This is a genomic window from Streptococcus sp. CF10-1 (genome assembly GCF_024295825.1).
Classification (GTDB): domain Bacteria; phylum Bacillota; class Bacilli; order Lactobacillales; family Streptococcaceae; genus Streptococcus.
Genome location: NZ_JANCPQ010000001.1, coordinates 354,283 through 380,188, shown reverse-complemented (window position 1 = coordinate 380,188; position 25,906 = coordinate 354,283). Strand labels below are relative to the sequence as shown.

Genomic DNA, 25,906 nt, shown 5'->3' with positions numbered 1-25,906 from the left:
TCTAGTTCTCCTTTAACACGTATTCTTCGATAGCCCAAGCAACGGCTTCCTCGTCGTTGGTCATCGGGGTAATCACATTGGCAACTGCCTTAACTGCTGGAACTGCATTTTGCATGGCAACCCCCAGACCAGCCCACTCAATCATGGAAAGGTCATTGGCCTCGTCCCCACAAGCCATAACTTGACTTTGGTCAATGCCTAGATGTCCAATTAATTTCGCTAAACCTGTTGCCTTGTGGACGTTTTTCGGTGACCATTCCAATAAGAGTTCACGCGATTTGAAGATTTCATATTGGTCAAACAATTCTGGAGAAATCTGTTGAATCGCTTCATCCAAGGGTTCTTGGGCAAAGGCAGTCACGCATTTATTATAAGTTATCTGACTAGATAGCTCTTCAAAAGCGACTGGCACGAAAGTCAGAGCTGGATTAAACTTAGCATAGAGACTTTCTTGGTCCGACTGGATTTGATAGACTGTTCCTTCTGAAATGGCATCTAACGGAAGTCCGAGTTTTTCAGTTTCCTCGTACAATCGTGCCACATCGTCGATTGAAAAGACGGTTTTATCGAGAATCTCTCCAGTATTTTTCTGTACCAGACCACCATTAAAGGTGATGGTGTACTCGTCTTCTTGACCGTCAGTTCCTAGCTCATGGAGAAAGAAATCCATAGCCTTTAGAGGACGACCCGTTGTCAGTACGACCTTGATGCCACGATCACGCGCAGCTTTTAAGACTGCCTTAGTTCGATCTGTCAGCCTTTTATCTGTTGTCAGTAAGGTACCATCCAAATCGAGTGCAATCAATTTAATATCTGCCATTACAAGCCCTCCATATAAGCCATCACTGACTGGTCCTTGTGGTGGCCAATCACTGCTTCTGCTAATTCTAAAATCTCTGGTCGCGCATTTTCAGGAGCGATTGGGTGCCCGACGACCTGCATCATGTGAAGATCATTGAGATTGTCGCCAAACGCCATAACCTGATCCATGCCAAGCCCCAGTTTTTTCGCTAGCTCAACAATAGCCACACCCTTATCAACGTAGTCCAAGACAATATCAATGGATTCAAAACCAGTTGTCATGGCTTTCACACCAGAAACATTTTCGTTGACCCAGGCCTCACCAGCTTCTATCGTATCTTCTGTGAAGTTCGTAGTGAATTTAAAAATCTCATCCGTGATTGCTTCCAGACTCGCTACTTTTTGAATATTCTCATTGTAGTGACTGCTTAACTTAAGATAAGTTTCATCGACTGTATCCAACACATAACAAGCTTTTTTGCCCGTCAAGAGCATTTTACTTTCATCAAAATAAGGCGATTTCTTTAAAGCATCAAAAGTGCTCAAGTAAAAGTCCCGAGACATAGTAGCCTCATACATATCCTCCCCATGAAACTCAACATAACTCCCATTTTCAGCTATAAAAATCACTTCATCACGCACATCAGAAAATAGCTTTTTAAGGGATAAGATACCACGACCCGAAGCCACTGCAAAATAAATCCCCTTTTCCTTGTAGGAAACAAGCAAGTTTTTGAGGCGTTCCATATCAAACCGACCCTCTCCATCTAGAAAGGTTCCATCCATATCGGTTGCTACAAGTTTAATCATAAAATCCTTCATTCTCCAATTGATAAATCTATCTTCTATTATACCATAGATAAGTTTAAAAAGGTCCAGTACAGTAGGATAGCACTACTTTTTCGGAGAAACTTCAAAGGGCCTAAAAATTAGAATCGTAGAACTTTTTTCAGATAGTTTAAAAAGTTTGTATTCCCCTACTCTTTTCTCTATAATGGAGAGAAAGGAGATGACTATGACAGAAATAAAACATGAAATTGATGCAAACTTTGCAGGCCGACTCAATATCCTACGCGCAGGTGTTCTGGGTGCCAATGATGGGATTATTTCCATCGCTGGGGTCGTTATCGGTGTTGCCAGTGCGACGAGCAATATCTGGATTATCTTTTTATCAGGTTTGGCAGCTATCCTCGCTGGTGCTTTTTCTATGGCAGGTGGCGAATATGTCTCTGTATCCACTCAGAAAGACACAGAAGAAGCCGCTGTCGCTAGAGAGCAATTACTCTTGGATAAAGATATCGAATCTGCAAAACAATCCCTCTATGCTGCTTATCTTCAAAATGGTGAGTGTGAAACGTCTGCCCAACTCTTGACCAACAAGGCCTTTTTGAAAAATCCACTCAAAGCCTTGGTCGAAGAAAAATATGGAATTGAGTACGAAGAGTTTACCAACCCTTGGCATGCTGCTATCTCTAGCTTTATTGCCTTTGTACTAGGAAGTCTTCCTCCCATGCTTTCGATCACCGTCTTTCCAAGTGACTTTCGGATCCCTGCTACTGTTCTTATCGTTGCCCTTTCCCTTCTTATTACCGGCTATACCAGTGCTAAACTAGGAAAGGCTCCTACGAAAACTGCTATGATCCGTAACCTCTGTATCGGACTTCTCACCATGGGTGTAACCTTCCTCTTGGGACAACTCTTTAGCATTTAAGATAAAAGAAATACCTCGACAAGCATCGAGGTATCTTTTTTACATTTGCACAATCTTGCGATAGCTTCTTGAGGTAATCATAAAGATTAAGACATAGACGATGAGGAAGATAGCACAGATGGACAGAGTGACTGTCAACATCATGGTCGCATCTAGGACCCCAATGACTTTTAGGATGAGACTAAGCATATGATAGGCAAAGGCAAGGTGTAGGAAGGCAAAGAGCAATGGGAGGAAGAAAACAGTTAGGACCTGTTTATTAATGGTTTGCTTGATTTGCTTTTGATCGAGACCGACCTTTTGCAAAATGATAAAGCGTTCACGGTCTTCATAGCCTTCAGAGATTTGTTTGTAGTAGATGACGAGAACTGTTCCCACCATAAAGATGATGGAGAGGAAGATACCGATAAAGAAGGTCCCACCAAAGAAAGCACTCATCTGCGCACTACTATCAGCCAGATTGCTTCCGTAAATAAAGCTTCCTTCTTTGCTTGATTCTCTATTAAAATCATCAAGGAATTTTGAATAGTCATCTGCAAGTTTGAGTTGCTCTTCCTCACTAGCTGTTACATTCATACCACCATAGTATTGATTAAAAATGGAAGAATTAGGATGCTGGTCAAGAAAGGCTTTCAAGTCAGGAACAACCAGATAGTTATAGTCCGAAGTTAGAATATTGTACTGATTTGGGACATGTTCAAGAATAAAATCTTTTTTGATTTCTTCCTTTATTGTATAGGTCTGGTCATTTAGAGTCAGTTCTTTCTGTCCTTGAAGTTCTTTGTTCTTAGTAAACAATCCAACTTCCTTTCCTGAAAGTGCAAGTTTTTGGCCCGTCATATTCTCATAGTCTTTTTGGTCAAAGACCATAAAAACGGTTTTCGGTTGAACACGATTTTGACCTTTCTCAAAAATGGTTAATTTCGTACCTTCTTGGTTTGCTACACCAAAGCTACTGTATGTAAGGACTTCTTTCTTTGTAACAGTCAATCCCTTATCACTAGCATACTGGTCTAGGAGTTTATTTATGTCTTCTTTTTCAACATTCTGTCCTGTAATTCCAAAATCATGTGGATTCATGACTTTCTTGAAAGTTTCAGAGCCTTTAAAGATACTCGTTGCAGCAGACATAGTCACCAAGACCATGGTTGAGAGAATAGCAATCGTTGCCAGACCAACCGCATTTTTCTTCATACGGAAAATGAGATTGGATACGGAAATCATGTTGTTAGGTTGGTAATAGTAACGCTTGTTTTTCTTCAAGATTTGTAGGAAAACTGTGATTCCTGCATTGAACAAGAGATAGGTTCCAAAAATTACTAATAAAACTGCCACAAAGAAAATCATGAGTGCAGTTAAAGGATTTTTAACTGTCACTGCTAGATAGTAACCAGCTCCCAAACTGATTAATCCAAGAATCGTTTGCAAGCCCAGGAAACGTCCTTTTTTCTCACCACTGGCTTTTTCACGAGAGAGCTGAAGGGCATTCATTCGTGCGATACGAAAGGCATTGATAAAAATCAAACCTAGGAAGATAGCTCCAAAAACAAGGATGACCATTATGAAGACTATTGGTTGAAAAGTCGAAACGAGCTCCACCTTCATTTTCATTAACTTCAGAAGAAGGGCGAAGATTAGCTTATCAAAGAGGGCTCCTAAGCCAAGTCCAACTGTCAGCGTTAAGGCTCCAAAAATAAGAAGCTCTTTAAAAACCATGCTGATCAAATGGCGCTTTTCGAGACCCAGCATACCATATATACCCAGTTCTTTGGAACGGTTCTTCATGACAAAACTATTGGCATAAAGGACAATAATAGCAGATGCAAGCGTGACAATCACCATACCAAATCCAAGAGTGGCTTGAATGGTTGTCCCTCCTCGAATATTGCCAATATTAGGATTAAGTGTCAATGAGTAAAAGAGATAAGTGATGGTCACTGCTAAGAGAACAGCAAGGGCAAAGGGATAGTAGAGTTTGCGGTTTTTAATTAAGTTGGATACCGCTAACTTATTGGTTAATCGGAACATACTAATTCACCTCGCTTGCCATAACAGTCAAAGTATCAGAGATTTCTTGGAACATCTGACGCTCTGTTTTGTCTCCGCGGTAGATTTGGTTGTAAAGAATACCATCCTTGATAAAGAGAACGCACTTGGCCCTGCTGGCTGCTGCCGTTGAGTGAGTTACCATGAGAATGGTTTGGCCACGCTCATTGATTTCATCAAATACATCAAGAAGGGCTGCAGATGACTTGGAGTCAAGGGCTCCTGTTGGCTCATCGGCAAGGAGAATTTCAGGTTCTGTGATGATGGCGCGTGCTACTGCTACCCGCTGTTTTTGACCACCAGAGATCTCGTAAGGATACTTCTCTTGCAATTGGTTGATGCCTAAATTTTCAGCTGTCACTACCAATTTTTTCATCATCTCTGTGATGGGTTTTCGTGATAACACTAACGGAAGCAAGATATTATCCTTAACAGACAAGGTATCTAGCAAGTTAAAGTCTTGGAAGACAAATCCTAACTTCTCACGACGGAAGCTCGAAGCCTGAGAATTTTTAATGGTTGCTGTGTCTGTTCCATTTAGGTAAACCTGCCCACGAGTTGGTTTATCCAGCATAGCGAGGATGTTGAGCAGAGTTGACTTCCCAGAACCAGACTCCCCCATGATGGCAACGTAGTCACCCTTTTCTACGGTAAAGTGAATATCTTTGAGTGCCTCTACTTGGTTGCCTTGGAAACGTGTTTTATAGATTTTTTGAACGTGTTTTACATCTAAAAGTGTCATTGTTATCTCCTTCTTAATATCCCATCATTTGAAACTGTGCTTGCATCATAGCGCATCCCAGTTGAACACGCTCGATATCTTTTTGACTTGGTTTTCTTGTTTTCTTTTGTAAGAATCTTTTCATGGTTTTGCTCCTTTATTCTTTATGAGTCTAGTTTATCGCAAAAAAAGGTGGCTTGCCATAACCTAACCTTACAAAAGAGACTTTAATCTTACATTTTTGTAAGATTAAAGAATATCAAGCAATTTCGCTATCAATATTTTACCATAAAAGAAAGGCAAGAAGAAAACCCTTGCGGATGCAAGGGTTAGGATTCACTACTTTTTCTAATTTCTTCAAGAAACAAGGAAATTATCTATAAACTATTTCCAAATCCGACTCACCAAAACCGTCCATCATTGTCATTAATGGCCTCAGCATCCTTACGTTTGCGTGGTCCTGTTCCGTACATTTCTGCTTCAATCTCTTCCTTAGTTGGCAGAATAGAGGCGAGGATGATGTAGATAATCACACCAATCCCAAAATTTGATATGGTAAAAATAGCAAAGAGAAAGCGGACTAGAGTCACATCAAAATTCCACTTGTCTGATAGACCAGCTAAAACTCCCGATACCATACTATTTCGTTTCATTTTATAAAATTTATTATTCATGATTTGTTCCTCTTTCGGTATTCCTACAAGTAGTATAGCATGAAACAGGTTCACAAACATCAGTCCTTAGGCCGATTTAAGATGACGAGTTTACCACGGCAGACGCCACAACGATAGCGTTTGGTATCAATCCTACGCTTGCGCTGATAAGTTTGCTGACAGGATTGACACTGATAGACTAGGTAGGTGTTTTGGTCTTTCAAAGGGGGGACAAAGCGTAGTCCATCCACTTCTTTCAAAAGTTCCTTGAAATCTCGGTCCTTATGTCGATAACCCTTTTTCTGAAAATAAAGGTGGTAGTGACAGAGTTCATGGCGCACGATTTTCCGAAAAACCTCCAAACCAAGTTCATTATAGACCTTGGGATTAAAATCCAAATGCCCATCCTTAGGGAAAAATCGCCCACCTGTCGTTCGCAGACGAGAATTCCACCGGGCTTGGTGTATAAAAGGTATACCAAAGTCTTCGAGGGAAACAGACTGAACGTACTTAGTCAGTTTCATCTGGAGCTAAGAGCGACAGATTAACTTTTTCACGCTCGGTATCGATTTTCTTAACCCAAACCGTTACCAAATCTCCAACAGACACCACTTGACTAGGATGTTTGATAAATTTGCGACTCATGTGGGAAATATGAATGAGGCCGTCTTCGTGAATCCCAATATCAACGAATGCACCGAAATCAACGACATTACGCACCACACCTTCCAGCTTCTGGCCGACTTTTAAATCCTTGATATCCAAGACATCTTGGCGAAGCACAGGTGCATCAAAGGAGTCCCGGAAATCTCGACCTGGTTTAAGAAGGTCGGCAATGATATCTTTAAGGGTTTCTGGGCCGAGATTCAGTTCCTGTGCCATCTCCTTAACTGAAAGGGACTTAAGCTTACTTTGTGCCTCTTCATTCAAGTCTTTGATATCCAAGCGTTTGAAAAGCTCTTTGACGGCAGCATAGTTCTCTGGATGAACTCCTGTATTATCAAGGATATTGCTACTTTCAGGAATACGGAGGAAACCAGCAGCTTGCTCAAAGGCTTTGGCACCGAGACGAGGAACTTTCTTAATTTGAGAGCGTGAAGTGATTTTTCCTTCTTCTTCACGGTATTTGACGATATTTTCAGAGATAGTTTTATTGAGTCCAGCTACATGGGAGAGAAGTGCTGGGCTGGCTGTATTGACATTGACACCGACCTGGTTAACCACCGTATCAACGACAAAGTCCAGACTTTCAGACAGTTTCTTCTGACTGACATCGTGCTGGTATTGCCCGACACCGATTGACTTGGGATCAATTTTGACCAATTCGGCAAGCGGATCTTGCAAACGACGGGCGATAGAAATAGCCGAGCGTTTTTCAACGGTTAATTCTGGAAACTCCTGACGAGCAAGTTCACTGGCAGAGTATACGGAAGCGCCACTTTCATTGACGATGACATAGCTGACCTCAGGAAAATCTTTCAGAACTTCCGCTACAAAGGCTTCACTTTCACGACTGGCCGTCCCATTTCCAATGGCAATAATTTCTACGCCATACTGGCCAATCAGGTCGGTCAAGTCTCGCTTGGCTTCTTCAATCTGACGAGCTGAAGCTGGTTTGACAGGATAGATGACTTGGGTCGTCAGCATTTTTCCTGTTGCATCTACGACAGCAAGCTTGGCACCAGTACGAAAAGCAGGGTCAAATCCTAGAACCACGCGTCCTTTCAGCGGAGCAACCAATAGGAGATTGCGCAGGTTATCAGAAAAGAGTTGGATAGCCCCTTCTTCCGCCTTATCAGTCAACTCTGTTCGAATGCGTCGCTCAATAGCTGGCAAGACCTTTTTCTTAACTGACTGTTGAACAACTTCATCTATATAAGCATTTTTCACCTTGAAACGGGCAGCAAAGAAAGCTAGAATACGATCTATCGCATGTTCAAAGCCAACCTTCAAAATACCTAATTTTTCCCCACGATTGAGGGCCAAGGTACGATAACCCTGCATGTTGCTAACTGTCTCTGAAAAATCATAATAAATCTGGAGAACTTGCTTTTCATCAAGATTTTCATCCTTGACTTGTGAAGTGATTTTAGAGTGTCTCAACACTTCCTGATAGGTCAGTGAACGCAAAGTCACATCTTCCGATAAGGCTTCGACCAAGATATCAACCGCACCAGCCAAGGCTTCTTGACCAGTCGCAAATCCTTCACAGACAAACTTCTCAGCTTCTTTCTCTAAGCCATCTACGTTTTGCAAAATCAAGCGAGCAAGAGGAAAGAGTCCAGCTTCACGGGCAATGGTTGCCTTGGTCCGACGTTTTTCCTTATAAGGAAGATAGAGTTCTTCTACGTCTGCTAATTTTTCAGCTGCCAAAATAGCTGCTTCCAATTCCTTGGTTAGTTTGCCTTGTTCTTGAATCTTAGCTAAGACAGCTTCTTTACGGTCGTTGAGATTTGTCAGACTTTTATCCAAGTCGATAATGGCCTTAATCGCCACCTCATCCAGACTACCAGTCATGTCCTTTCGATAACGCGCGATGAAGGGAATTGTCGCCCCCTCAGCCGTCAAACTTAGAATGGTATCGATTTGCTTTAAGGTTACTCCCAAATCTTGGGAGATTTTTTCATATTTTTTATCCATGAATCTATTATACCACAGAGCAAACAGCAGTCCAAAATGATAATATTTCCATAAACCAAAAAAGGACATCTATATCAAGACATCCTGTGTATTTTACACTAAATCACGTAAAATATTCAAAAGTAATTCTGTTGATTCTTCCAGCTCTTCTGTAGTATAGCTGTTATTTTGATTTTCTGGATGATGTATGATGTTGCGAATTAAGGTTGGAAGAGTTTTTTGCTCTTGTTGAGTATCCCCGTTTTTTAATAAACGATGATAGTCTTTATCTTGAGCTACACCTTTACCTACAAGCCATTTTTCGAATCCTTTCTCGGAGTAATTTTTTTCATCCTCATCAATAGCTTTTGCTTGGATAAATCCATATAGTTCATTGTGAAATTCCACGCTGTTTACTCCAAAAGCAATGTAGTTTATTTCTCCTATTGTCGGTGAGGTGGTTCCGAATAAATTTAATTCCCGCTTATCCGATACAAAATTTACCCCGTCGCCATTCTTGGAAAAAATATTGATTTGCTGAGTTCTACAATCAAACTTTTTTAACAGGTAAGGAGAATGAGTCGTAATAAAAACTTGATACTTTTCAGAAATTTTATTGAGTGAATCGATAAGTTTATCTTGAGCTTTAGGATGTAAAAATGTCTCAGGCTCATCAATAAAAAACATAATTGGCTTAGATAATGTTTCCTCTTCATTATCAAGCACACCAGCATAAACTTGAATTAAGCTTAAAGCTAATGCCCGTTGCATTCCAGTACCTTTTTCTGAAACAGAAGTTGAAATACCATTATCCGAAAGAAGAAGACTACCCGTCTTAAAGAAATTATCAATTTCAGGCAATCCAAAATTAAATTGTACCTCACCATCTCCATGCTGCTCTCTCAACACGGAGGAAATTTTAGTCGCAATTCCTTCAAGAATTCTACCCAACCCTTCATCTCCAAAAGTTTTGTTATGAGCATCTTGAAATTCTCTCCAGGTATCGCCTTTTTGAAAATCTTTTGTTATGTCATTAATTATTTTACCTATTATTTTGGTCTTACCAAAATCTTGATAATCTTCATTCCTTATATCCGAATATACAAACTGAGCATCAAATAACGCAGTAATCGTTTTATCAATACCTGTGGGGTTTTCAAACCTCTTTATATCATCTTCCTCGGTTGAATTTGGATTATAAATCCTTACTTTTGAGATATCTAAAGAAACTGTTTTTTTGCCTTGCGTTACTTCACATTCCTGAGACGACCTTAAAACCCTAAGACTATACGTACCATCTTCGTTGTCGATTACATAGTCACTGTATTTATTAAGATTTAGATTTTCATCATTAACTATTTCACTGAGATCTGCACCTTTGAATTCAAGTTCGACAGATATATTTTCAGTCTCATGACCCTGAGTTATAAAATCTAACTTGTTTTTTCCACTCTGAATGAATTCAATTGCTTTAAAAATTGTCGTCTTACCACAGTTATTGTTTCCTACGAAAAAATTTACACCTTCCGAGAATTCAATAACATGCTCTCCTTTAAAACTCTTAAAGTTTACTAGTTTAATTTTAGAAATATACATTTTCTTATCTCCTACTCAAGATATGTATTAAAGTGTCCGTAGTTGTTCCTTGACCTCGTCCTTACTTATCATCTCATTGAAGAACGGCAAACCTACAATACGATAACGATCATCATCAACTAGCGTTCTCGCCTCATCTAGCTCAGAGATTTGTAGCAAGAAATCTTCTTTCCAGCTATCTGTCGCAATTAATTGAGCTCCCTTTGGCTCGATGAAAATCTGCCATGAAGCATTACCAGTCTTCTTGTCGTTCGCAAACATCAGAAAGTCTGGCTCAAAGGCTCGCCCTTTATCGAAGCTATAAATCCGCACGGCTTTTTCATTTCGAAGCAAGTAAATATCCGTCCATTTTTCTTCTAGGTCTGCCATGACATCTTGGAGAGCCTTAATTAAGTATTTTTCTTCATTCGTTCCATAATTGTCATCATAAGCATACCAATCTAGCGCATCTAAATTGACATAAATTCTATTATTCGGATCTTTTTGCGATAGTCCCATTTCTTTATCGCTACCAGATTGAATGGTGTATTTACGCAGGATAGTATCTGCGAACAAGTCTTTGATCTTATACTGTTCAAATTTTTCAGAACCAAAGTATCGCTCTTCGGTCGCAATTAAATCTTTTTCAATGTGATGGAGAAGTTTTTCCGTGATGTATAGTTTATCGTCTGGAGTTAAATCCTCCACTAGTTTGTACTGAGACTCCACTCGCATATCAATATCTGAAAGCATATTGATAAATCCAACAACATTTGACAATCCTACAAAGGCTCTCTGTAGATTATCGAACGAGAACTTTTTATTGCGATTGATAGCCGTTCTGACAATATTGTTGCTGATAACTTTGCCGAATTTGAAGGTAATCGCCTCTAATGATTCCGAAACATAATTTCCTTCATCAAATGCCTCAATATCTCGCACACCGTGGGTTGGGAGTTTGACTTCGAAAGATTTGGGGATGAAATTCGTATCAAATAGACTTCCTTGACGTTGTTCAAGTAGCTGCTCATAAGAGAGGCGTTTATTCATCCAAACGACGCCATCTGTGTAGGTTCGAGTTTTCTTGAAAGACTCCTTAAGTTTGAGCTCACGTTCTTCCAGATTTTGGTCATCATAAATCCCAGATTCGCGCAAGACTTGCTTGAGTTCTGAAATATAGCGAGGGTTGTTCGCAGAATGATAATGAAGTTGTTCAATCACTCGAAGTTCGTTGTTTTCATTCTCATCAAACTTTCGAGTGTATTTTTCATCAAAATTATCTCCAATCACAAAAGGATAATAACGAGCACCACGGCCAATCAACTGCTTCTCGGTATTGGTGGTTTTCCCAGCGACAAATCCGTTTTTTGTAGTCTTACCATCACGGGTGTCATAAAGACGGACGATATCGAAAAGATTGAGAACGTCCCAGCCTTCATTAAGCATATCCACGGCAAAGATCGCACGGATTTCATTTGTTGGTTGTTCCAAGGTATTGAGGAGAGTGAGTCTGTCTTTGTTCTTGTTTTTCCCGTCCACTAATAGCAGACGTTCTTTTCGAAAATCTTCCTGAAGCTCTGCAATCAAGTCAGCATCAGAAATGCCAACTGTCTCGAAGTAAGCAAACACTTTTTTTAAGATACTGGATTTTTCATCCATTTCTGAAACAAGCTCACGTTGCGCTTGAATATCTGCTGGAGTAAGATTTTCGAGCAAGCTTAAAAAAGCATCTAAGTTTTCTTGGCTCTCAGCAATCTTCTGCGATTTGAACATAACCAAAGGTTTCAGATTGATGCCATTTTTTAGCGCTATTTTCTTGCGATATTGGCTGATGATAATAGCCTGCAACATACGATTATTGATTTCGCCATCCACCAGATGAAAGAGAACATCTTTTGAATATTTATCCAGTCGAAATTCCTTCAAATCATATTTGAAAAGTAAGGATTTTTCGTACTTTTGAGCTAAGGTTGGATTTGTTAGGTCAATCGTTGCCGTAAACTCAAAAATACTGGATTTTTTAGCGGTGTTCTGGATAGCTTCAATGGTAGACGTCCAGCTAGTGTTGTCTTTTTTCTCGTTTGTATCCAATCCAGCATTCAAGTGATGGGCTTCATCCGCCAACATGACAACAGAAATATCCTTGAACTGCTCATAAGACAGACGATTTTCTCGTGGCGTATTCAGGTCTTGGTGGAGTTTTTGGATGGTGGTGAAAACGATATTGATACTATCTTCACGACTATCTGAAAAATCCATCACTTCACGAACTGTCACGATTTGCCCGTCCATGACAATCTTGTCCGCAAAAAGGTACTTACCAGAAGAGCTCACCAAGAAATTATCCTTGGTTTTGGTAAGAATATTGTCGTTATTGACAAAGAAGATGAAGTTTCGCTCGCCTTGCTGGTACTTTTCCAAGATAACCGCCGCCATCAAAAGCGTCTTCCCAGAACCAGTCGCCATATTGTAGAGGACTTGCTCTGGAATCGCACGATTTTCATCTGATTTATAGTATAAATAGCGTCCAATCGCTTCCTCTTGATAAAGACGCAAAGAGTGTTTCAGGTTTTTAGTAATGTAATCTGGCAAATCTACTCGAAAGTTTTTGAAGCCTGACCGACTGACCGTATCATAAGTTTCGTAAATGAAAGTCATAGCTTACTGTTCCTTTCCGTAGAAAGCATGATTGAGCTTTTTATCTTGAGCGGAAATCCCGTAATCAATATCGTCAATATCCGAGTAATTCACGTAAAGATTGTTATTATCAATAATCTCAAACATAATTTGCTTTTGTTCTGCTAAGGAAAGCTTTTCGAATTCATTTGCTTTCAGTTTTTTAGGGTCAATGCGATAAGATAAGAAGGAAGATTTTTTCGCAAGCTCAAACAGTTCTAATAATTCTTCTGTCGTTATCGCTTGGATAATGGCATTTTTGAAGTCTTGAGCATCGTTTTTCAATTCAGCATAGACAAAACTTCCACCACCAGTCCAATTGACATCTTTTGAGATTCCCGTTTGCTCACCATTAATTACATTTTTGAGACGATTAACAACTAGTTCTTCAATATAATCCATCTGCTCAATACCAATATACTGACGGTTCATCTTGTGAGCAACTGCAGCTGTTGTTCCACTCCCCAAATGATAGTCGAGAACTACATCTGATTCCTTTGTTGACATTTTTATTATTCGCTGAAGAAGTTTTTCAGGCTTTTTGCCATTAGGTAATTGAACTCCTCCTTCGTTTGCTATCGCTCCTGTTGTTTTTATATCTTGCCAAAAATCGCATGGATTTTTGAAAATATTCGAATCTGCAAAAATAACTTGTAGCCGTGGTTGCTTCGTTTCTCGGTTAAATTCTGTAATATAATAAAAAATTGTTTTTTTCTTAGACAGTGCTGAAGCCAATTGTTGGTCTGGTATACTTTCTAAAGACTTAACAATCTTAGCATAACCAGAAGAGCCTGCAGTTTTGACGATTCTATAACTGTTTTCAAACAACCAATTGTTTTTATCATCCTCGTCTTTAAAGTTCATCTCCTTTATCTTATCAGATAAAGACACTTTTATAACATCTCTAAGTATTTCGTTAGCTTCAAACACTTCTTCATCACTATTTTCATCCTGAGTTTCAATATCTATTAATCTTTGCCTATCAGTAATAGAAAAATTCTCCAAAAATATATTATTTTCATTATCCCAAGTATCTACTCGATACTTATCTATTTCATTGAATTCTCTAAAACCTTCTTTTTTGTACAATAAAATATATTCTTTTAGTTTAGGCATTCTAGATTTAGCGTGATTCATTTTTACACCACTTGCTTCACTCATTTTTACAGCAATACAATTTATAAAATTTTCACTACCAAAAATCTCATCCATCATAACTTTTAAGTATGCTTGTTCATTATCATCGCATTGTACAAATATTAAGCCATCTATTGACAGTAGCTTTTTTGAAATTATTAATCTATTTTTCATAAAAGTTAACCACGATGAATGATTAAAACTATCATTATATCTGAAACTATCATTCCCTGTATTGTAAGGAACATCAATATAAATCAACTTAACTTTTCCAGCAAAGCGTTTTTTCAAACTATGCAAAGCGATAAGATTATTCCCTTTAATGATAAGATTATCAGTATCTTTTATCTCTTCCACGTTATGCTCGCCAGTTTCGTCATAGCGTTTAAAGTTGGTCAAAACCTTATCATCCAGTAAACGATTAATTTCCGTTGGTGCAAGCGTTTCGTTAAAGAAAATCTCTTGACGTTTAGCATCATCCTTAGTCTGTCCACCCTCAAGTATGCAATCTTTGTATGGAAAATTCAATACAACATCATTGTTTTCAGACAGGTACTTCTCACCTGTCGCTAACCCAATTTTAGTTTTATACGCGGTAAAGCTATCTGGTAAGAACTCCTTGTTGTTGAGAAACTGTAAAAAGACATCCTTCTTAAAGACGAGAATACCTGTCTCCAGCTTAGAAAAGAAGTGATTAGAGATTTTTTCATCACTCATCAAGATATTAAGAAGTTCAGGATTATATTGTCTTGCAAGCACTGCTAATTTATTCTTATTGATCACACCTTCCACCATAAAGGTGTCATTTTGTGCCAGAAGGTGTTCCAGTTCTTGTTTCATATAAAGTTCACCTTTCAGTTATAATTTAGCGAAGGACTGATAGGATTCCTTTATTATGAATATAATAAAGGAAGGGTACCCTTCGGGTTTTTCAAATTTTTCTGATTCTATTATAGCATATTTTGAGTCAGTTCTCACAATCTTCTTGTTGCTTACGAACTTCCAATTTCTTCAAAAAACTAGAGAAAGAATCAAGCTATCTCTTTTTAATAATTTTAAGTTAGAATGGAAGCAAGTTGATGAAAAAAATTTCAGATGTTTCATGATTCAAGTAACGATAAAATTCCTAAGATGCACTTGTCTGCTTGAGTATTCAGATGAAGTAAAATCTTTGAAGATAGCAATCAACCTTTTAGCCTGTAATATACTTTCCCCAATAATCCACACTCTAAAACACCATTGTCTGCCCATATATCGGATTTTTCTCCTCAAGATACTCTTTCAATTCGAATTTGGAGATTTATTTCCAGACTGTAAATCTTACATAAAAAAAGCTTGATTTCCTTAACAAACAGAGTAATCCTTCTCGAGTATTAATAAATTAATTAATAAAGAAATTATGAACGACTATAACGTTAAACAGAATTAGTCAAACTTGGCAATAAAATCAACCAACAAAACTTTTGGGCATTGATACCAAAATGGATCTGCACCGAATTTATAGGATGCCTACCAGCAATCAACTTACCAGTGTTTATTAACAATCTAACTGCTAAAAACGGCGTTATTGATTTTGCGGTAATAAGTTTTGAGTAGTTCATCAAACACACTGAAGTTTATGAAATTAACACCACAATAGAAATTAATCAGCAAATAGGTATATTACTGAACAAAAAGTTTGGCTAACTACTCAAAGAAAGTATCAGAGGTATGGATATTATACCATAAGGGACAGCCCTTGTTTCGTCCTACCCTTTTTTACCTCTTTGATTATCAAAATAATCCCTTTTCCACAAAATAATAGTATAATAGAGATAGAATATAGAAAAGAGGTAGGCCCATGGCTGTTAAATTTACAAAAACGGATGATTTGGACAAGATGTTTGAAGAATTCGCAAAACTTCCTGACTTAACACAGGTCACTTTCCCAGATGACAAAGATAAAAAAGAAAAAGTTGAGAAGAAAAAATAGATGACTGTTTTCCAATCTCTTCCTCCTAGTGTATTACAAGCGGGAGCTATTTTTCTCTCCATCATGATTGAAGCCCTTCCTTTTGTCCTGATTGGGAGTCTCATTTCGGGGTTGATTGAGGTCTATATCACACCTGATAAAGTTTATGAGTTTCTTCCTCGCAATCGTTGGGGGAGGATCTTTTTTGGTACCTTCATTGGCTTTCTCTTTCCTTCTTGCGAATGTGGAATCGTTCCGATTATCAATCGTTTTTTGGAAAAGAAAGTGCCCAGCTACACGGCCGTTCCTTTTCTGGTGACTGCTCCCATTATCAATCCTATCGTTCTTTTAGCCACATATTCTGCCTTTGGCAATTCAATAAAACTTGCCTTCTTGCGAGCTCTGGGAGCTATTGTGATTGCTTTGATTCTGGGGATTTTCCTAGGATTTTTCTGGAAGGAACCCATTCAAAAAGAGAATCCTATCGCTTGCCATGAACATGACTTTTCACACTTGGGTCCCGCTAGAAAAGTATTTCAGGTCTTCATACAAGCTATTGATGAGTTTTTCGATATGGGGCGTTACTTGGTCTTTGGCTGTCTCTTTGCGGCTATCGTGCAGGTCTATGTCCCGACTCGGATCTTGACCTCTATCAGCGCAAGTCCAGTCCTTGCGATTCTCTTGCTCATGTTTCTAGCCTTTCTCCTCTCTCTTTGTAGCGAGGCGGACGCCTTTATCGGTGCTTCTCTCCTCTCGAGCTTCGGCCTAGCGCCAGTCCTTGCTTTTCTGGTCATTGGCCCCATGCTTGATATCAAAAATCTCCTCATGATGAAACACTATCTAAAAGCACGCTTCATCTGCCAATTCATGGGCATCGTGACAGTGCTTGTCTTGCTTTATTCTTACATGTTGGGGGTGATGCTATGATCCGATTTATCATTCTACTAGGTTATTTTGCTCTGACCCTTTACCTGCAGCTATCTGGCAAGCTCAGTCACTACATTAACCTCCACTATTCCTATCTAGTCTATATCTCTATGGTCCTTTCTCTTCTGTTGGCTCTGGTCCAATTCTACATCTGGATTAAGAAAATCAACTCTCACAGCCATTTGGAAAGTCGTCGAGCTAGACGAATCAGCTTCTTTTTACTGTCGCTACCTCTCTTGATTGGAGTTGCCTTTCCGACAGTAAGTTTGGACTCGAGAACCGTATCTGCCAAAGGATATCATTTCCCACTTGCTGAGGGAATCGATACTGCTATTCAGGCAAGCGAAGGCACATCCAGTCAATACCTCAAACCCGATACCAGTACCTATTTTTCCAAATCTGCTTATGAAAAGGAAATGAGGACTACAGCTGACAAATACCTCTCCCAGCCAACCATTCAAATTACAGACGATAACTATATGGAGGTCATGGAAGTTCTCTATGACTATCCACAAGAGTTTGAAGGAAAGAAAATCGAGTTTACAGGCTTTGTTTATAACGATCCTAGCCATCCAGATAGCCAGTTCCTCTTTCGCTTTGGGATCATCCACTGTATCGCCGATTCTGGTGTATATGGACTCCTGACCAAGGGGAACTCACGCCAGTATCCTGACAATGCTTGGATCACCGCTAGAGGAACCCTGACTCTCCACTACCATAAAGAGCTCAAACAAAAACTCCCAACACTGGAGGTTGAGAGTTTCACAAAAGTAGACAAACCAGAAAATCCTTATGTCTATCGTGTGTTTTAATAAAAAGTAGCCTGACAAGGCTACTTTTTTTGTCCATTATATGAATTTCATTCTATCTACTCTTTCGAATTGATAGCAAACTCTCACTCTCCATCCTTCCAGTTCCGAGCAATCTCTTCGTCTTTCTGGAGTTGGTCTACGAGTTCTTCTATGGAGTCAAATTTGTCCATATCGCGGACACGGTCTAGCCAGTAGACCATGACGGTCTCTCCGTAAATATCATCTGAAAAGTCAAAAATATTGACTTCAAAACGTGGCTCTTCTCCATCGAAGGTAACATTTTTTCCAACGCTCGCCATCCCACGATATCTTTGACGTTGTACTTCTATATCGACTACGTAAACACCATCTGCTGGCATATAAGTTCGATCTCTTAGAACCAGATTGGCTGTTGGATAACCGATAGTGCGCCCACGAGCATTTCCGTGAACGACCATCCCACGGGTTGGAAGCGGTGTGCCGAGTAGATGATTGACTTCCTTGACATCTCCATCAAGAATAGCTTGGCGAATCCGTGTGGAACTGATCTTGCCCTTCTCATCCTCAACCGGAGGAACAATGATAATCTCTCCATCAAAATAATCCTTCAGGTCATCCGCAGTTTTCTTATCTGAACCAAACGTATAATCAAATCCTGCTACGATAATTGCTGGTTTTAAAGCTCTAACATATGTATCAAAGAATTCTTGACCCGTTAAACTAGCAAATTTGCTACTGAAGTCTAGTAAGAAAAGAGCCTCTACTCCGTGCCACTTCATCTTGTGCTCCCGTTCCTCGTGATTAACGATGTGAAGCATGAGCTCAGGTTGGTAAGGTTGTAAGGCAAGTTTTGGCGACTCTGTAAAGGTCATCACGACAACTGGCAGATAATTCTTCATAGAAGCCTTACTGGCTACTTCAAAGAGTTTCTGATGTCCCTTGTGGATGCCATCAAAATAACCTAGTACAAGGACTGTTTTACCCGGTACTGCAATATCTTTTTCGTTCTTAATAGGTACTGTTGTAATCATGAAACTATTATATCATAGAGAAAGTCTTTTCGCTAAGAGGAAATCCCAAATGTCGTTTTTTGCGCCTGAAATGACCGTAAGAGAAAATTTAGGGCTTTAGTTTCAAAAAATAGCACCTCCTAAGAGATGCTATCGGTTGGTAACTAGTCTACTGTTTCTTCTAAGTCTTTTAACTTAACCGAAACAATCTTGGACACACCTGATTCTTGCATGGTAACTCCATAGATAGAATCCGCTGCCGCCATGGTCCCTTTACGGTGGGTCACGACGATAAACTGACTATCCTTGTCAAAGCGGTTGAGGTAATCCCCGAAACGTTTGACATTGGCTTCGTCTAGCGCCGCCTCTACCTCGTCCAAGATAACAAAAGGAATCGTCTTGACTCGAATGATAGAGAACAACAAGGCCAGAGCCGATAGGGCTTTTTCACCACCACTCATGAGGTTGAGAGACTGGATTTTCTTACCTGGTGGTTGAACAGAAATCTCCACACCAGCTGTTAAAAGATCGCCCTCAGTTAATATCAAGTCTGCCTGACCTCCACCAAACATCTGTCTAAAAGTCACTTTAAAGGACTCACGAATAGCTTCAAAGGTTGATTTAAAGCGTTCCTTAACCTCATCATTCATCTCTGTGATGGTCTCAAGGAGCAGGTTTTTCGCAGACAGAATATCATCTCTCTGACTATTTAGAAATTCCAAGCGGTTATGGACTTCTTCATATTGCTTAATAGCATCCAAATTGACTGGACCCAGTGAGCGAATAGCCTTCTCAAGATCTTTAACCTCTTGCTCCGCCAGATTGAGATTTTCCAGTTCATGAGCCTTTTCTAGAGCCTCATTGTAGCTAATCTGGTACTGGTCTGTCAACTGACCTTGTAGATGGCGCAAGCGTTCGCTGATCTTTTCCTTCTTAGCTTCAGCACGTGTTTGTTTACGAATCCACTCCTCGTTCTGCTGGCGAGCCTGATCCAAATGACTGGCAATATCATCTAGCTGACCTTCAATATCATCCAACTCAAACTGCTTACGAATCAAACCTTGTTGGAGGTTTGTTTTCTGAGTTTTGGCCTCTTCCTCCTGCTGACTTAGCAAATCCGTATCCACTTTCTCAAGATTATCAACCTTTTCTTGGAGAAGGCGCTGAATTTCCTCTTGTTCGATATCCAGATTATCCAGTTCCTTGCCTAAGCGTTCAATATCAGTAACTTCGTACCGCTTCTGTCCTTGCAGTTCGGACTTAAGCAAGCGCGCTTGAGAAATCTGTTCCTGCAAGTTTTGATAGCGTTCTTGAATAGCATTTTTATTAGACTTAATCTCTTCAATCTCAGCTTCCAGATTTTGCTTTTCACTGGCGATAGTAGCGAGACTCTCTTGGCATTTTTCCTTGTCCGCTTGCCAATCTCCCTCAGTAAGGCGATTTAATTCCTCTTCTTGAAGCTTCCAGAGCGTTTCTAACTCTTCGACCTGCTGATTGGTTTGTTGATAGGCGAGGTACAAACCTTGCTCCTGAATACGAGCTTGCTCACCCTGAGACTTGATAGCTTCTAATCTTTCTGCCAATTCCGCCATCTCATCTTGCAAGGTCTTCAAACTCGCTTCTTCTGAACGCAGACTAGCTTCTTCTTCAGCAATTTCTCTTTGTAATTGCTCCAGCTCTGGCTTGATGAAAATACTGTTGTTTTGACGATTGGCACCACCCGCATAGGAACCACCTGTACGCAATTCGGTACCATCAAGCGTCACTATGCGAACCTGATAGCGAACTTGACGAGCTGCGGCACGTGCATGTTCTACAGTATCAAAAATTGCTGTCGTTGCTAGCAAGTTCTTGAAAATAGCTTCTAGTCTCTTGTCAAACGACACCAACTCATCAGCCATACCCAGAAATCCTGGACTTGCAGCGATAGCATCTTGATTCTGACTAGATATTGTACGCGCCTTAATCGTTGTCAAAGGAAGGAAGGTCGCACGACCAGCTCTGTTACGTTTGAGGAAATCAATTGCCTTGGTTGCCGCGTTTTCATCTTCTACGATGATATGCTGACTGCTAGCTCCAAGCGCAATTTCTAGGGCATTTTGATAATGTACATCAAAAGTTAGATGCTCACTGACTGCACCAATAATCCCACCTAAGCGATCTTTTTCTTGAAGAACACTCTTAACACCCGCATAAAAATTGCTATGATTTCTTAGGATATTTTCCAAACTCTGGGCTCGAGCCTGCTTGTTTTTGAGACTGTCCAGACGGTCAAAGAGTTGGCTCTGCTGGGCTTGGTAAGAAACTTTCTGCTCCTCTTGTTCCTTGGCACTAGCTTGGTAGTCTGCCAATAATTTCTGAACTTTCTCCTTGGCAGTTTCAAGCTCATCCTTTTGCTGACTAGCCTTCTCTTTAGCTGTAGCCAGTTGTTCTTTCAGTTTCTCAAGTTGATCTGCTTGTTTTTGAGACAGCTGACGGCTGTTCTCCAGTTCATTCTCGATGCGGGTCAACTGGTTTGAGACATCCGCTTCTTCTTGTAAAAGAGCCACAAAACGTTCACGCAAGAGCTCGATCATCTGGTCAGGATCGTCAGAAAATGCCAACAACTCTGCTTCTAGGCGATTGAGTTCCTTGTTGTTTGCTGCTAGACTTTTCTCTAACTGTTCCAAGTTCGCTTCTTTTTCAGCCTTTTCCTTACTTAGAGCCTTTCTCTTATCTTCCAGAGTCGCCAAACGGGCTTGCGCTTCTTGTTGATTAAGGGCTACTTGCTCAGATTCCAGTTTGGACAGGGCTAGTTTTCGCTCTAAGTCACTGATCAAACTAGTCAAATCCATTAAGCTTCCTTGATCTTTAGCCATTTCAGCTTGAAGATCTTGGCGTTTCTTTTTAAGAGTTTGATTTTCCTCTTCTAACTCTTCACGCTTTTGGTAATAGCTAGTCAAAAGTTCCTGAACCTGCGTTAGCTCTTCTTCTGTCAGCTCTAGTTCAGCCTTGTTTTTCTTGATTTGAGCAACCAGTACATCCAAGTAAATTGCCTTGCGTTGACTATCCAAGTCGAGAAACTTGCGAGCATTCTCGGCTTGTTTTGCAAGGGGCTTGATTTGATTGTCCAACTCGTAGATAATGTCTTCTAAGCGGTCGAGATTGTCTTGAGTTTGTTGCAGTTTGCTTTCTGTTTCTTTTCGACGAGTCTTGTATTTTAAAACTCCAGCAGCTTCTTCAAAAATAGCTCGGCGTTCCTCTGGCTTAGAATTAAAAATCTCCTCAACCTTCCCTTGGGAAATGATGGAGAAGGAATCCCGTCCCAAACCTGTATCCAAGAAGAGGTCATGAATATCACGCAAGCGCACTTTCTTGCCATCAATTCGATACTCGCTATCTCCACTACGATAGATATGGCGTTCTACCTTAATGACTTGCCCCGCATCCTTGATAAAACCATCTTCATTATCCAAGGTCACGACAACAGAGGCATAATTGAGTGGTTTGCGACTTTCTGTCCCAGCAAAGATAACGTCAGGCATCTTGCCACCACGAAGGCTCTTGACACTGGACTCCCCCAGGGCCCATCGCAGACTTTCTGTGATATTTGACTTTCCAGATCCATTTGGACCAACGACGGCTGTCACACCTTGGTCAAAGACTATCTTGGTCTTGTCAGCAAAGGACTTGAATCCCTGAATCTCAATTTCCTTTAAATACATGAACCCAGCCCTTTCTCAACTGCATTTTTGGCGGCCTCTTGCTCTGCTAATTTTTTAGAACGACCTTGGCCTTTTCCAATACTCTTTCCTTCAACCAGGACTTCTACATCAAAGACCTTATCATGAGCAGGTCCCATCTCAGAGGTCACCTGGTAGCGAATATCTACATCTCCATTGACCTGGAGTAACTCTTGAAGGTGTGTCTTGTAATCCTTAATCATTTCAAAGTCACCTGCTTCAACCTTGGGGATCATGACTTGATAGATGAACTCTTTTACTCTAGCAACATCCTTGTCTAAAAGCAATGCTCCCAGAAAGGCTTCAAAAGCATCGCCAAGAATGGTGTCACGATTGCGCCCACCAGACTTTTCTTCCCCTTTTCCTAGCTTGATAAACTGATTAAACTGACAATCACGCGCAAAACCAGCCAAACTCTCCTCGCGGACAATCATGGCACGGAGCTTGGACAAATCTCCCTCTGGTTTCTTAGGATATTTTTTATACAGATATTCTGAAATCAATAATTGCAGAACAGCGTCTCCTAAAAATTCCAAGCGCTCATTGTGTGAAATTTTTAAGAGGCGGTGCTCATTGGCATAACTCGTATGAGTAAAGGCAGTTTCTAGTAGCTTTTTATCTGCAAATTCAATTGCAAAACGCTTCTTCAGTACAGTTTGTAATTCTTTCATACCAACCTCTTTCTAACTGATAACAGTCCTTCTTATTATATCAAAAAAAGCCCTCTGAGTCACTTTAAAACAGGACTAGAAGGGAATTGAGCATTTTTTAGAAGACAATTTTAAATTTTAGTTGCAATATAAAGAAAAAAGCCTTATTTAAGGCTTTCATAGGCTTTTCACATCCACCCTGAGGGAATCGAACCCCCATCTCAAGAACCGGAATCTTACGTGATATCCATTACACTAAGGGTGGAAACTTGTCTTATTATAACAGAAATTTGCTCTAATAACAAGTTTTTTATTGGTGGACTAAGTGTCTCTTAGTGAGATGCATCCCCGTTCCAGATAGAGTTTTTCACGATAACATAATCAACATGTTTAAGGTCGGCAACTTTTCGTCCACCTGCGTAGGAAATGGCACTTTGCAAGTCCTGCTCCATCTCAGTAAGGGTATCTTGCAAGTGTCCTTTGGCAGGCAGTAAGATGCGCTTACCTTCCACATTTTTATATGCTCCCTTTTGGTATTGAGAAGCTGAACCATAGTATTCTTTGAACTGTTCGCCGTCGACTTCAATCGTCTTTCCTGGGCTTTCAATATGTCCTGCAAATAGGGAACCAATCATGACCATGCTGGCACCGAAACGGATAGACTTGGCAATATCGCCATGAGTACGAATCCCACCATCAGCGATGATCGGTTTACGCGCTGCTTTAGCACACCAGCGAAGTGCTGCCAACTGCCAGCCACCTGTACCAAAACCTGTCTTGACCTTGGTAATACAAACCTTACCAGGACCGATTCCAACCTTAGTGGCATCCGCTCCAGCATTTTCCAATTCACGCACAGCTTCTGGTGTTCCTACGTTACCAGCAATGACAAAAGTATATGGTAATTCTTTCTTTATGTGTTGAATCATAGAAATCACGCTATCCGCATGTCCATGAGCAATGTCAATCGTGATATACTCAGGAGCATCAGCCTTGAGTTGGCTAACAAAATCATACTCGTAATCCTTGACACCGACTGAAATAGAAGCAATGAGCCCTTGATCGTGCATGCGTTTGATAAAAGGAATGCGCCCAGCCTCATCAAAACGATGCATAATGTAGAAGTAGCCACCTTTAGCCAGTTGTTCTGCTACGTTCTCATCCAAAATCGTCTGCATATTTGCTGGCACAACAGGTAGTTTGAAAGTGTGATTTCCAAGTGTGACACTCGTATCTGCTTCTGCACGGCTTTTAATGACACATTTATTTGGGATCAACTGAATATCTTCGTAATCAAAAATTGGAAATTCATTTAACATATCGCTGTCTCGTTTCTTTTGTAATGACCTACCTATGCTTACGCATCCCTACGCCTTTTTCCGACGTTTCCTTGACATATTATAAACCAAAGTACAGTTTTTGTCAAATATTTTCAATAATAAAATTATATTGTTCGGTTTTTACTTAAAAAAGGGGAGCGAAAGAGGAGAGAATCTAATCTCTCCTCTTCTTCAATCTTAGTAATACTCACCCTGACGGTAGTCCCATGAGTTAAAGGTATCTGACAGGTGCATCATGATTTTATCAATGTCAAGCCCTTTGCGGATCACAACTGGCGCTGGTAAAGTTGAACGTGCTCCTCCTTGTTCTGGGATTAGTTTGCCGTCTTTATCAACCATAGACACCATCACACCTTGCTCGTAGCGCGTTTCAATCGTTTTGTCAGGTTGGATAGATGCCACATAGTCGTCTGCTTCGATGACAAGGTCCACTGCTCCTTCAATACGTTCTCCAATCCCTTCCACCTTACCACGATTTCCTTTTCCAGATGGGTTGGCTGATGAGGCATAGACCATTTTACCTTCTTCCCAAAGTTTAGCAGCCAACTGTTCACCAGCTTTACCAAACTTGATGACAAAACAGCTCGTTCCACGCACGTCTGTCATGAGTTCTTCACGTCCATCCCCATAAGCTTTGAGCTTTTCAAAAGCTTCTGGTTTCCATGGAAGTATACAACCGAGGAGAATGTCTTCGTCCCAATGTCTTTGGTAGAAGGCTTCAATTTCTGGATTAAGTTGTGCTAAAGCGCGAAGCTCATCCATGCTACCACAGAGAACTACACCTGGTTTGTTACGGTTACGCTCTTTAGCTGCGAACTTACGCTCAAGTCCTGCCTTGTCGCTAGTCATGATGATATAGCCGACTTTTGTAGGGCAAACGATACAACCGCCCTCCCCTTTTAAAATGTCATAGCCTTCTTGTGAAAGTGTTCCGTTCCATTGAATGTGTTTTGTCATAGTTCTATTTCCTTTTCTATTTTTTCTAATCCTGCCAATAGGCTGGTCGTTGTTTTTCATAAGCAGCAATTAAATCTTCATACTGCAACGTAATACCGATATCATCCAAACCATTTAAGAGTTTGTGTTTCCATTCACTATCGATTTCAAAAGTGAATTCACCAACTGGTGAAATGATTTTTTGCTGTTCCAAGTCCACGGTTACTGGGTCGCTTGGTTGTAGCTGGGCTAGTTTCTCTCGAACCTCTCTAGGCTGAACAATAGGCAACATACCATTATTGAGTTCATTATTGTAATGAATGTCCCCGAAAGAACCTGCAATCACGACCTTAAAACCATAGTCGGCTAGAGCCCAAGCTGCGTGTTCTCTCGAAGAACCTGCCCCAAAGTTATCCCCTGAGATGAGGATACTGGCTTTTCGGTATTCAGGTCGGTTAAAGACAAAGTCTGGGTCCTCAGTATACTTGTCGTCTAGATAACGCCAAGCATACATGAGGTACTTACCAAAGCCTTTTTTATCAATCAACTTGAGAAACTGCTTGGGGAGTATTTGGTCGGTGTCGATGTTATCATTCATGAGAGGAACGGTCGTTCCCGTATAAACTGTAAATTTCTCCAT

20 protein-coding genes and 1 tRNA gene are annotated in these 25,906 nt (G+C 40.3%); 4 read left to right on the top strand and 17 right to left on the bottom strand.

The annotated features are described in order from the left end of the window. Window position 1: 1 nt before the first annotated feature. The gene (locus NMM25_RS01900) at window positions 2-820 is read right to left on the bottom strand and encodes a Cof-type HAD-IIB family hydrolase (RefSeq protein WP_254735764.1); all 819 of its coding nucleotides are present in this window, start codon (window positions 818-820) and stop codon (window positions 2-4) included. After that, a complete protein-coding gene (locus tag NMM25_RS01895; RefSeq protein WP_254735763.1) occupies window positions 820-1,611 on the bottom strand; it encodes a Cof-type HAD-IIB family hydrolase in 792 nt (263 codons plus the stop codon). Before NMM25_RS01895 ends, NMM25_RS01900 begins: the two co-directional genes overlap by 1 nt. Before the next feature lie 205 nt (window positions 1,612-1,816). Between NMM25_RS01895 and NMM25_RS01890 the strand changes: the two genes are divergently transcribed. Further along, window positions 1,817-2,512 carry a VIT family protein gene (locus NMM25_RS01890; RefSeq protein WP_254735762.1) on the top strand — a complete coding sequence of 232 codons (696 nt, stop codon included), beginning with the start codon at window positions 1,817-1,819 and terminating at the stop codon, window positions 2,510-2,512. Window positions 2,513-2,551: 39 nt separating this feature from the next. Here NMM25_RS01890 and NMM25_RS01885 read toward each other — a convergent pair whose 3' ends face one another. From NMM25_RS01885 to NMM25_RS01850, 8 genes are all read right to left on the bottom strand, one after another. After that, window positions 2,552-4,540 (bottom strand): ABC transporter permease, encoded by a 1,989-nt coding sequence (locus NMM25_RS01885; protein WP_125840810.1) that lies wholly within the window; start codon window positions 4,538-4,540, stop codon window positions 2,552-2,554. A 1-nt stretch (window position 4,541) separates the two neighbouring features. Further along, window positions 4,542-5,300 carry an ABC transporter ATP-binding protein gene (locus tag NMM25_RS01880; RefSeq protein ID WP_254735761.1) on the bottom strand — a complete coding sequence of 253 codons (759 nt, stop codon included), beginning with the start codon at window positions 5,298-5,300 and terminating at the stop codon, window positions 4,542-4,544. 380 nt (window positions 5,301-5,680) lie between these two features. After that, complete coding sequence (locus NMM25_RS01875; RefSeq protein ID WP_254735760.1) at window positions 5,681-5,953, bottom strand: PspC domain-containing protein; 273 nt, start codon at window positions 5,951-5,953, stop codon at window positions 5,681-5,683. A gap of 59 nt (window positions 5,954-6,012) precedes the next feature. Next, complete coding sequence (locus tag NMM25_RS01870) at window positions 6,013-6,456, bottom strand: SprT family protein (RefSeq protein WP_096406992.1); 444 nt, start codon at window positions 6,454-6,456, stop codon at window positions 6,013-6,015. Further along, the gene (locus NMM25_RS01865; RefSeq protein ID WP_254735759.1) at window positions 6,443-8,572 is read right to left on the bottom strand and encodes a Tex family protein; all 2,130 of its coding nucleotides are present in this window, start codon (window positions 8,570-8,572) and stop codon (window positions 6,443-6,445) included. The genes NMM25_RS01870 and NMM25_RS01865 overlap by 14 nt, the downstream gene beginning before the upstream one ends. A 93-nt stretch (window positions 8,573-8,665) precedes the next feature. Further along, window positions 8,666-10,147, bottom strand: coding sequence for an ATP-binding protein (locus tag NMM25_RS01860; RefSeq protein ID WP_254735758.1), 1,482 nt, complete (start codon window positions 10,145-10,147; stop codon window positions 8,666-8,668). Between the two features lie 27 nt (window positions 10,148-10,174). Then, entirely contained in the window at window positions 10,175-12,784 is a 2,610-nt protein-coding gene (locus tag NMM25_RS01855) for a DEAD/DEAH box helicase family protein (RefSeq protein WP_000142845.1), read from the bottom strand. A 3-nt stretch (window positions 12,785-12,787) separates the two neighbouring features. Further along, entirely contained in the window at window positions 12,788-14,779 is a 1,992-nt protein-coding gene (locus tag NMM25_RS01850; protein WP_000806988.1) for a site-specific DNA-methyltransferase, read from the bottom strand. 1,000 nt (window positions 14,780-15,779) lie between these two features. Between NMM25_RS01850 and NMM25_RS01845 the strand changes: the two genes are divergently transcribed. The 3 genes from NMM25_RS01845 to NMM25_RS01835 are packed head-to-tail and all read left to right on the top strand — an operon-like array spanning window position 15,780 to window position 17,629. Then, window positions 15,780-15,911: an SPJ_0845 family protein gene (locus NMM25_RS01845; RefSeq protein ID WP_000268696.1), complete on the top strand. Its 132-nt coding sequence runs from the start codon at window positions 15,780-15,782 to the stop codon at window positions 15,909-15,911. After that, window positions 15,912-16,817, top strand: a complete 906-nt coding sequence (locus NMM25_RS01840; protein ID WP_254735757.1) for a permease — start codon at window positions 15,912-15,914, stop codon at window positions 16,815-16,817. Continuing rightward, window positions 16,814-17,629 carry a TIGR03943 family protein gene (locus tag NMM25_RS01835; RefSeq protein ID WP_254735756.1) on the top strand — a complete coding sequence of 272 codons (816 nt, stop codon included), beginning with the start codon at window positions 16,814-16,816 and terminating at the stop codon, window positions 17,627-17,629. Before NMM25_RS01840 ends, NMM25_RS01835 begins: the two co-directional genes overlap by 4 nt. A gap of 83 nt (window positions 17,630-17,712) precedes the next feature. On the opposite strand, the gene NMM25_RS01830 is transcribed toward NMM25_RS01835, so the two are convergent. The 7 genes from NMM25_RS01830 to leuD all read right to left on the bottom strand — a co-directional run bounded on the left by NMM25_RS01830 (window position 17,713) and on the right by leuD (window position 25,906). Beyond that, on the bottom strand, window positions 17,713-18,639 hold the full coding sequence (locus tag NMM25_RS01830; protein ID WP_254735755.1) for a bifunctional riboflavin kinase/FAD synthetase: 927 nt from the start codon (window positions 18,637-18,639) through the stop codon (window positions 17,713-17,715). 143 nt (window positions 18,640-18,782) lie between these two features. After that, window positions 18,783-22,322 (bottom strand): chromosome segregation protein SMC, encoded by a 3,540-nt coding sequence (smc, locus tag NMM25_RS01825; RefSeq protein ID WP_254735754.1) that lies wholly within the window; start codon window positions 22,320-22,322, stop codon window positions 18,783-18,785. After that, a complete protein-coding gene (gene rnc / locus NMM25_RS01820) occupies window positions 22,313-23,011 on the bottom strand; it encodes a ribonuclease III (protein WP_254735753.1) in 699 nt (232 codons plus the stop codon). The genes smc and rnc overlap by 10 nt, the downstream gene beginning before the upstream one ends. Before the next feature lie 172 nt (window positions 23,012-23,183). After that, window positions 23,184-23,255: transfer RNA gene (locus NMM25_RS01815), tRNA-Arg, on the bottom strand. A gap of 67 nt (window positions 23,256-23,322) precedes the next feature. Then, window positions 23,323-24,309, bottom strand: a complete 987-nt coding sequence (locus NMM25_RS01810) for a GMP reductase (protein WP_254735752.1) — start codon at window positions 24,307-24,309, stop codon at window positions 23,323-23,325. Window positions 24,310-24,507: 198 nt separating this feature from the next. Beyond that, on the bottom strand, window positions 24,508-25,287 hold the full coding sequence (locus tag NMM25_RS01805; protein WP_254735751.1) for an L-threonylcarbamoyladenylate synthase: 780 nt from the start codon (window positions 25,285-25,287) through the stop codon (window positions 24,508-24,510). 25 nt (window positions 25,288-25,312) lie between these two features. Next, the gene (leuD, locus tag NMM25_RS01800) at window positions 25,313-25,906 is read right to left on the bottom strand and encodes a 3-isopropylmalate dehydratase small subunit (RefSeq protein ID WP_254735750.1); all 594 of its coding nucleotides are present in this window, start codon (window positions 25,904-25,906) and stop codon (window positions 25,313-25,315) included.

What these genes read in the sequence shown, in the direction of transcription:
- NMM25_RS01850 (WP_000806988.1), bottom strand. Translation starts at nt 14,779, where the DNA reads ATGAAACAAGAACTGGAACACCTTCTGGCACAAAATGACACCTTTATG.
- NMM25_RS01810 (WP_254735752.1), bottom strand. Translation starts at nt 24,309, where the DNA reads ATGTTAAATGAATTTCCAATTTTTGATTACGAAGATATTCAGTTGATC.
- NMM25_RS01860 (WP_254735758.1), bottom strand. Translation starts at nt 10,147, where the DNA reads ATGTATATTTCTAAAATTAAACTAGTAAACTTTAAGAGTTTTAAAGGA.
- rnc (WP_254735753.1), bottom strand. Translation starts at nt 23,011, where the DNA reads ATGAAAGAATTACAAACTGTACTGAAGAAGCGTTTTGCAATTGAATTT.
- NMM25_RS01845 (WP_000268696.1), top strand. Translation starts at nt 15,780, where the DNA reads ATGGCTGTTAAATTTACAAAAACGGATGATTTGGACAAGATGTTTGAA.
- NMM25_RS01830 (WP_254735755.1), bottom strand. Translation starts at nt 18,639, where the DNA reads ATGATTACAACAGTACCTATTAAGAACGAAAAAGATATTGCAGTACCG.
- NMM25_RS01835 (WP_254735756.1), top strand. Translation starts at nt 16,814, where the DNA reads ATGATCCGATTTATCATTCTACTAGGTTATTTTGCTCTGACCCTTTAC.
- NMM25_RS01875 (WP_254735760.1), bottom strand. Translation starts at nt 5,953, where the DNA reads ATGAATAATAAATTTTATAAAATGAAACGAAATAGTATGGTATCGGGA.
- NMM25_RS01880 (WP_254735761.1), bottom strand. Translation starts at nt 5,300, where the DNA reads ATGACACTTTTAGATGTAAAACACGTTCAAAAAATCTATAAAACACGT.
- NMM25_RS01865 (WP_254735759.1), bottom strand. Translation starts at nt 8,572, where the DNA reads ATGGATAAAAAATATGAAAAAATCTCCCAAGATTTGGGAGTAACCTTA.
- NMM25_RS01890 (WP_254735762.1), top strand. Translation starts at nt 1,817, where the DNA reads ATGACAGAAATAAAACATGAAATTGATGCAAACTTTGCAGGCCGACTC.
- leuD (WP_254735750.1), bottom strand. Translation starts at nt 25,906, where the DNA reads ATGGAGAAATTTACAGTTTATACGGGAACGACCGTTCCTCTCATGAAT.
- NMM25_RS01855 (WP_000142845.1), bottom strand. Translation starts at nt 12,784, where the DNA reads ATGACTTTCATTTACGAAACTTATGATACGGTCAGTCGGTCAGGCTTC.
- NMM25_RS01805 (WP_254735751.1), bottom strand. Translation starts at nt 25,287, where the DNA reads ATGACAAAACACATTCAATGGAACGGAACACTTTCACAAGAAGGCTAT.
- NMM25_RS01885 (WP_125840810.1), bottom strand. Translation starts at nt 4,540, where the DNA reads ATGTTCCGATTAACCAATAAGTTAGCGGTATCCAACTTAATTAAAAAC.
- NMM25_RS01895 (WP_254735763.1), bottom strand. Translation starts at nt 1,611, where the DNA reads ATGATTAAACTTGTAGCAACCGATATGGATGGAACCTTTCTAGATGGA.
- NMM25_RS01900 (WP_254735764.1), bottom strand. Translation starts at nt 820, where the DNA reads ATGGCAGATATTAAATTGATTGCACTCGATTTGGATGGTACCTTACTG.
- smc (WP_254735754.1), bottom strand. Translation starts at nt 22,322, where the DNA reads ATGTATTTAAAGGAAATTGAGATTCAGGGATTCAAGTCCTTTGCTGAC.
- NMM25_RS01870 (WP_096406992.1), bottom strand. Translation starts at nt 6,456, where the DNA reads ATGAAACTGACTAAGTACGTTCAGTCTGTTTCCCTCGAAGACTTTGGT.
- NMM25_RS01840 (WP_254735757.1), top strand. Translation starts at nt 15,912, where the DNA reads ATGACTGTTTTCCAATCTCTTCCTCCTAGTGTATTACAAGCGGGAGCT.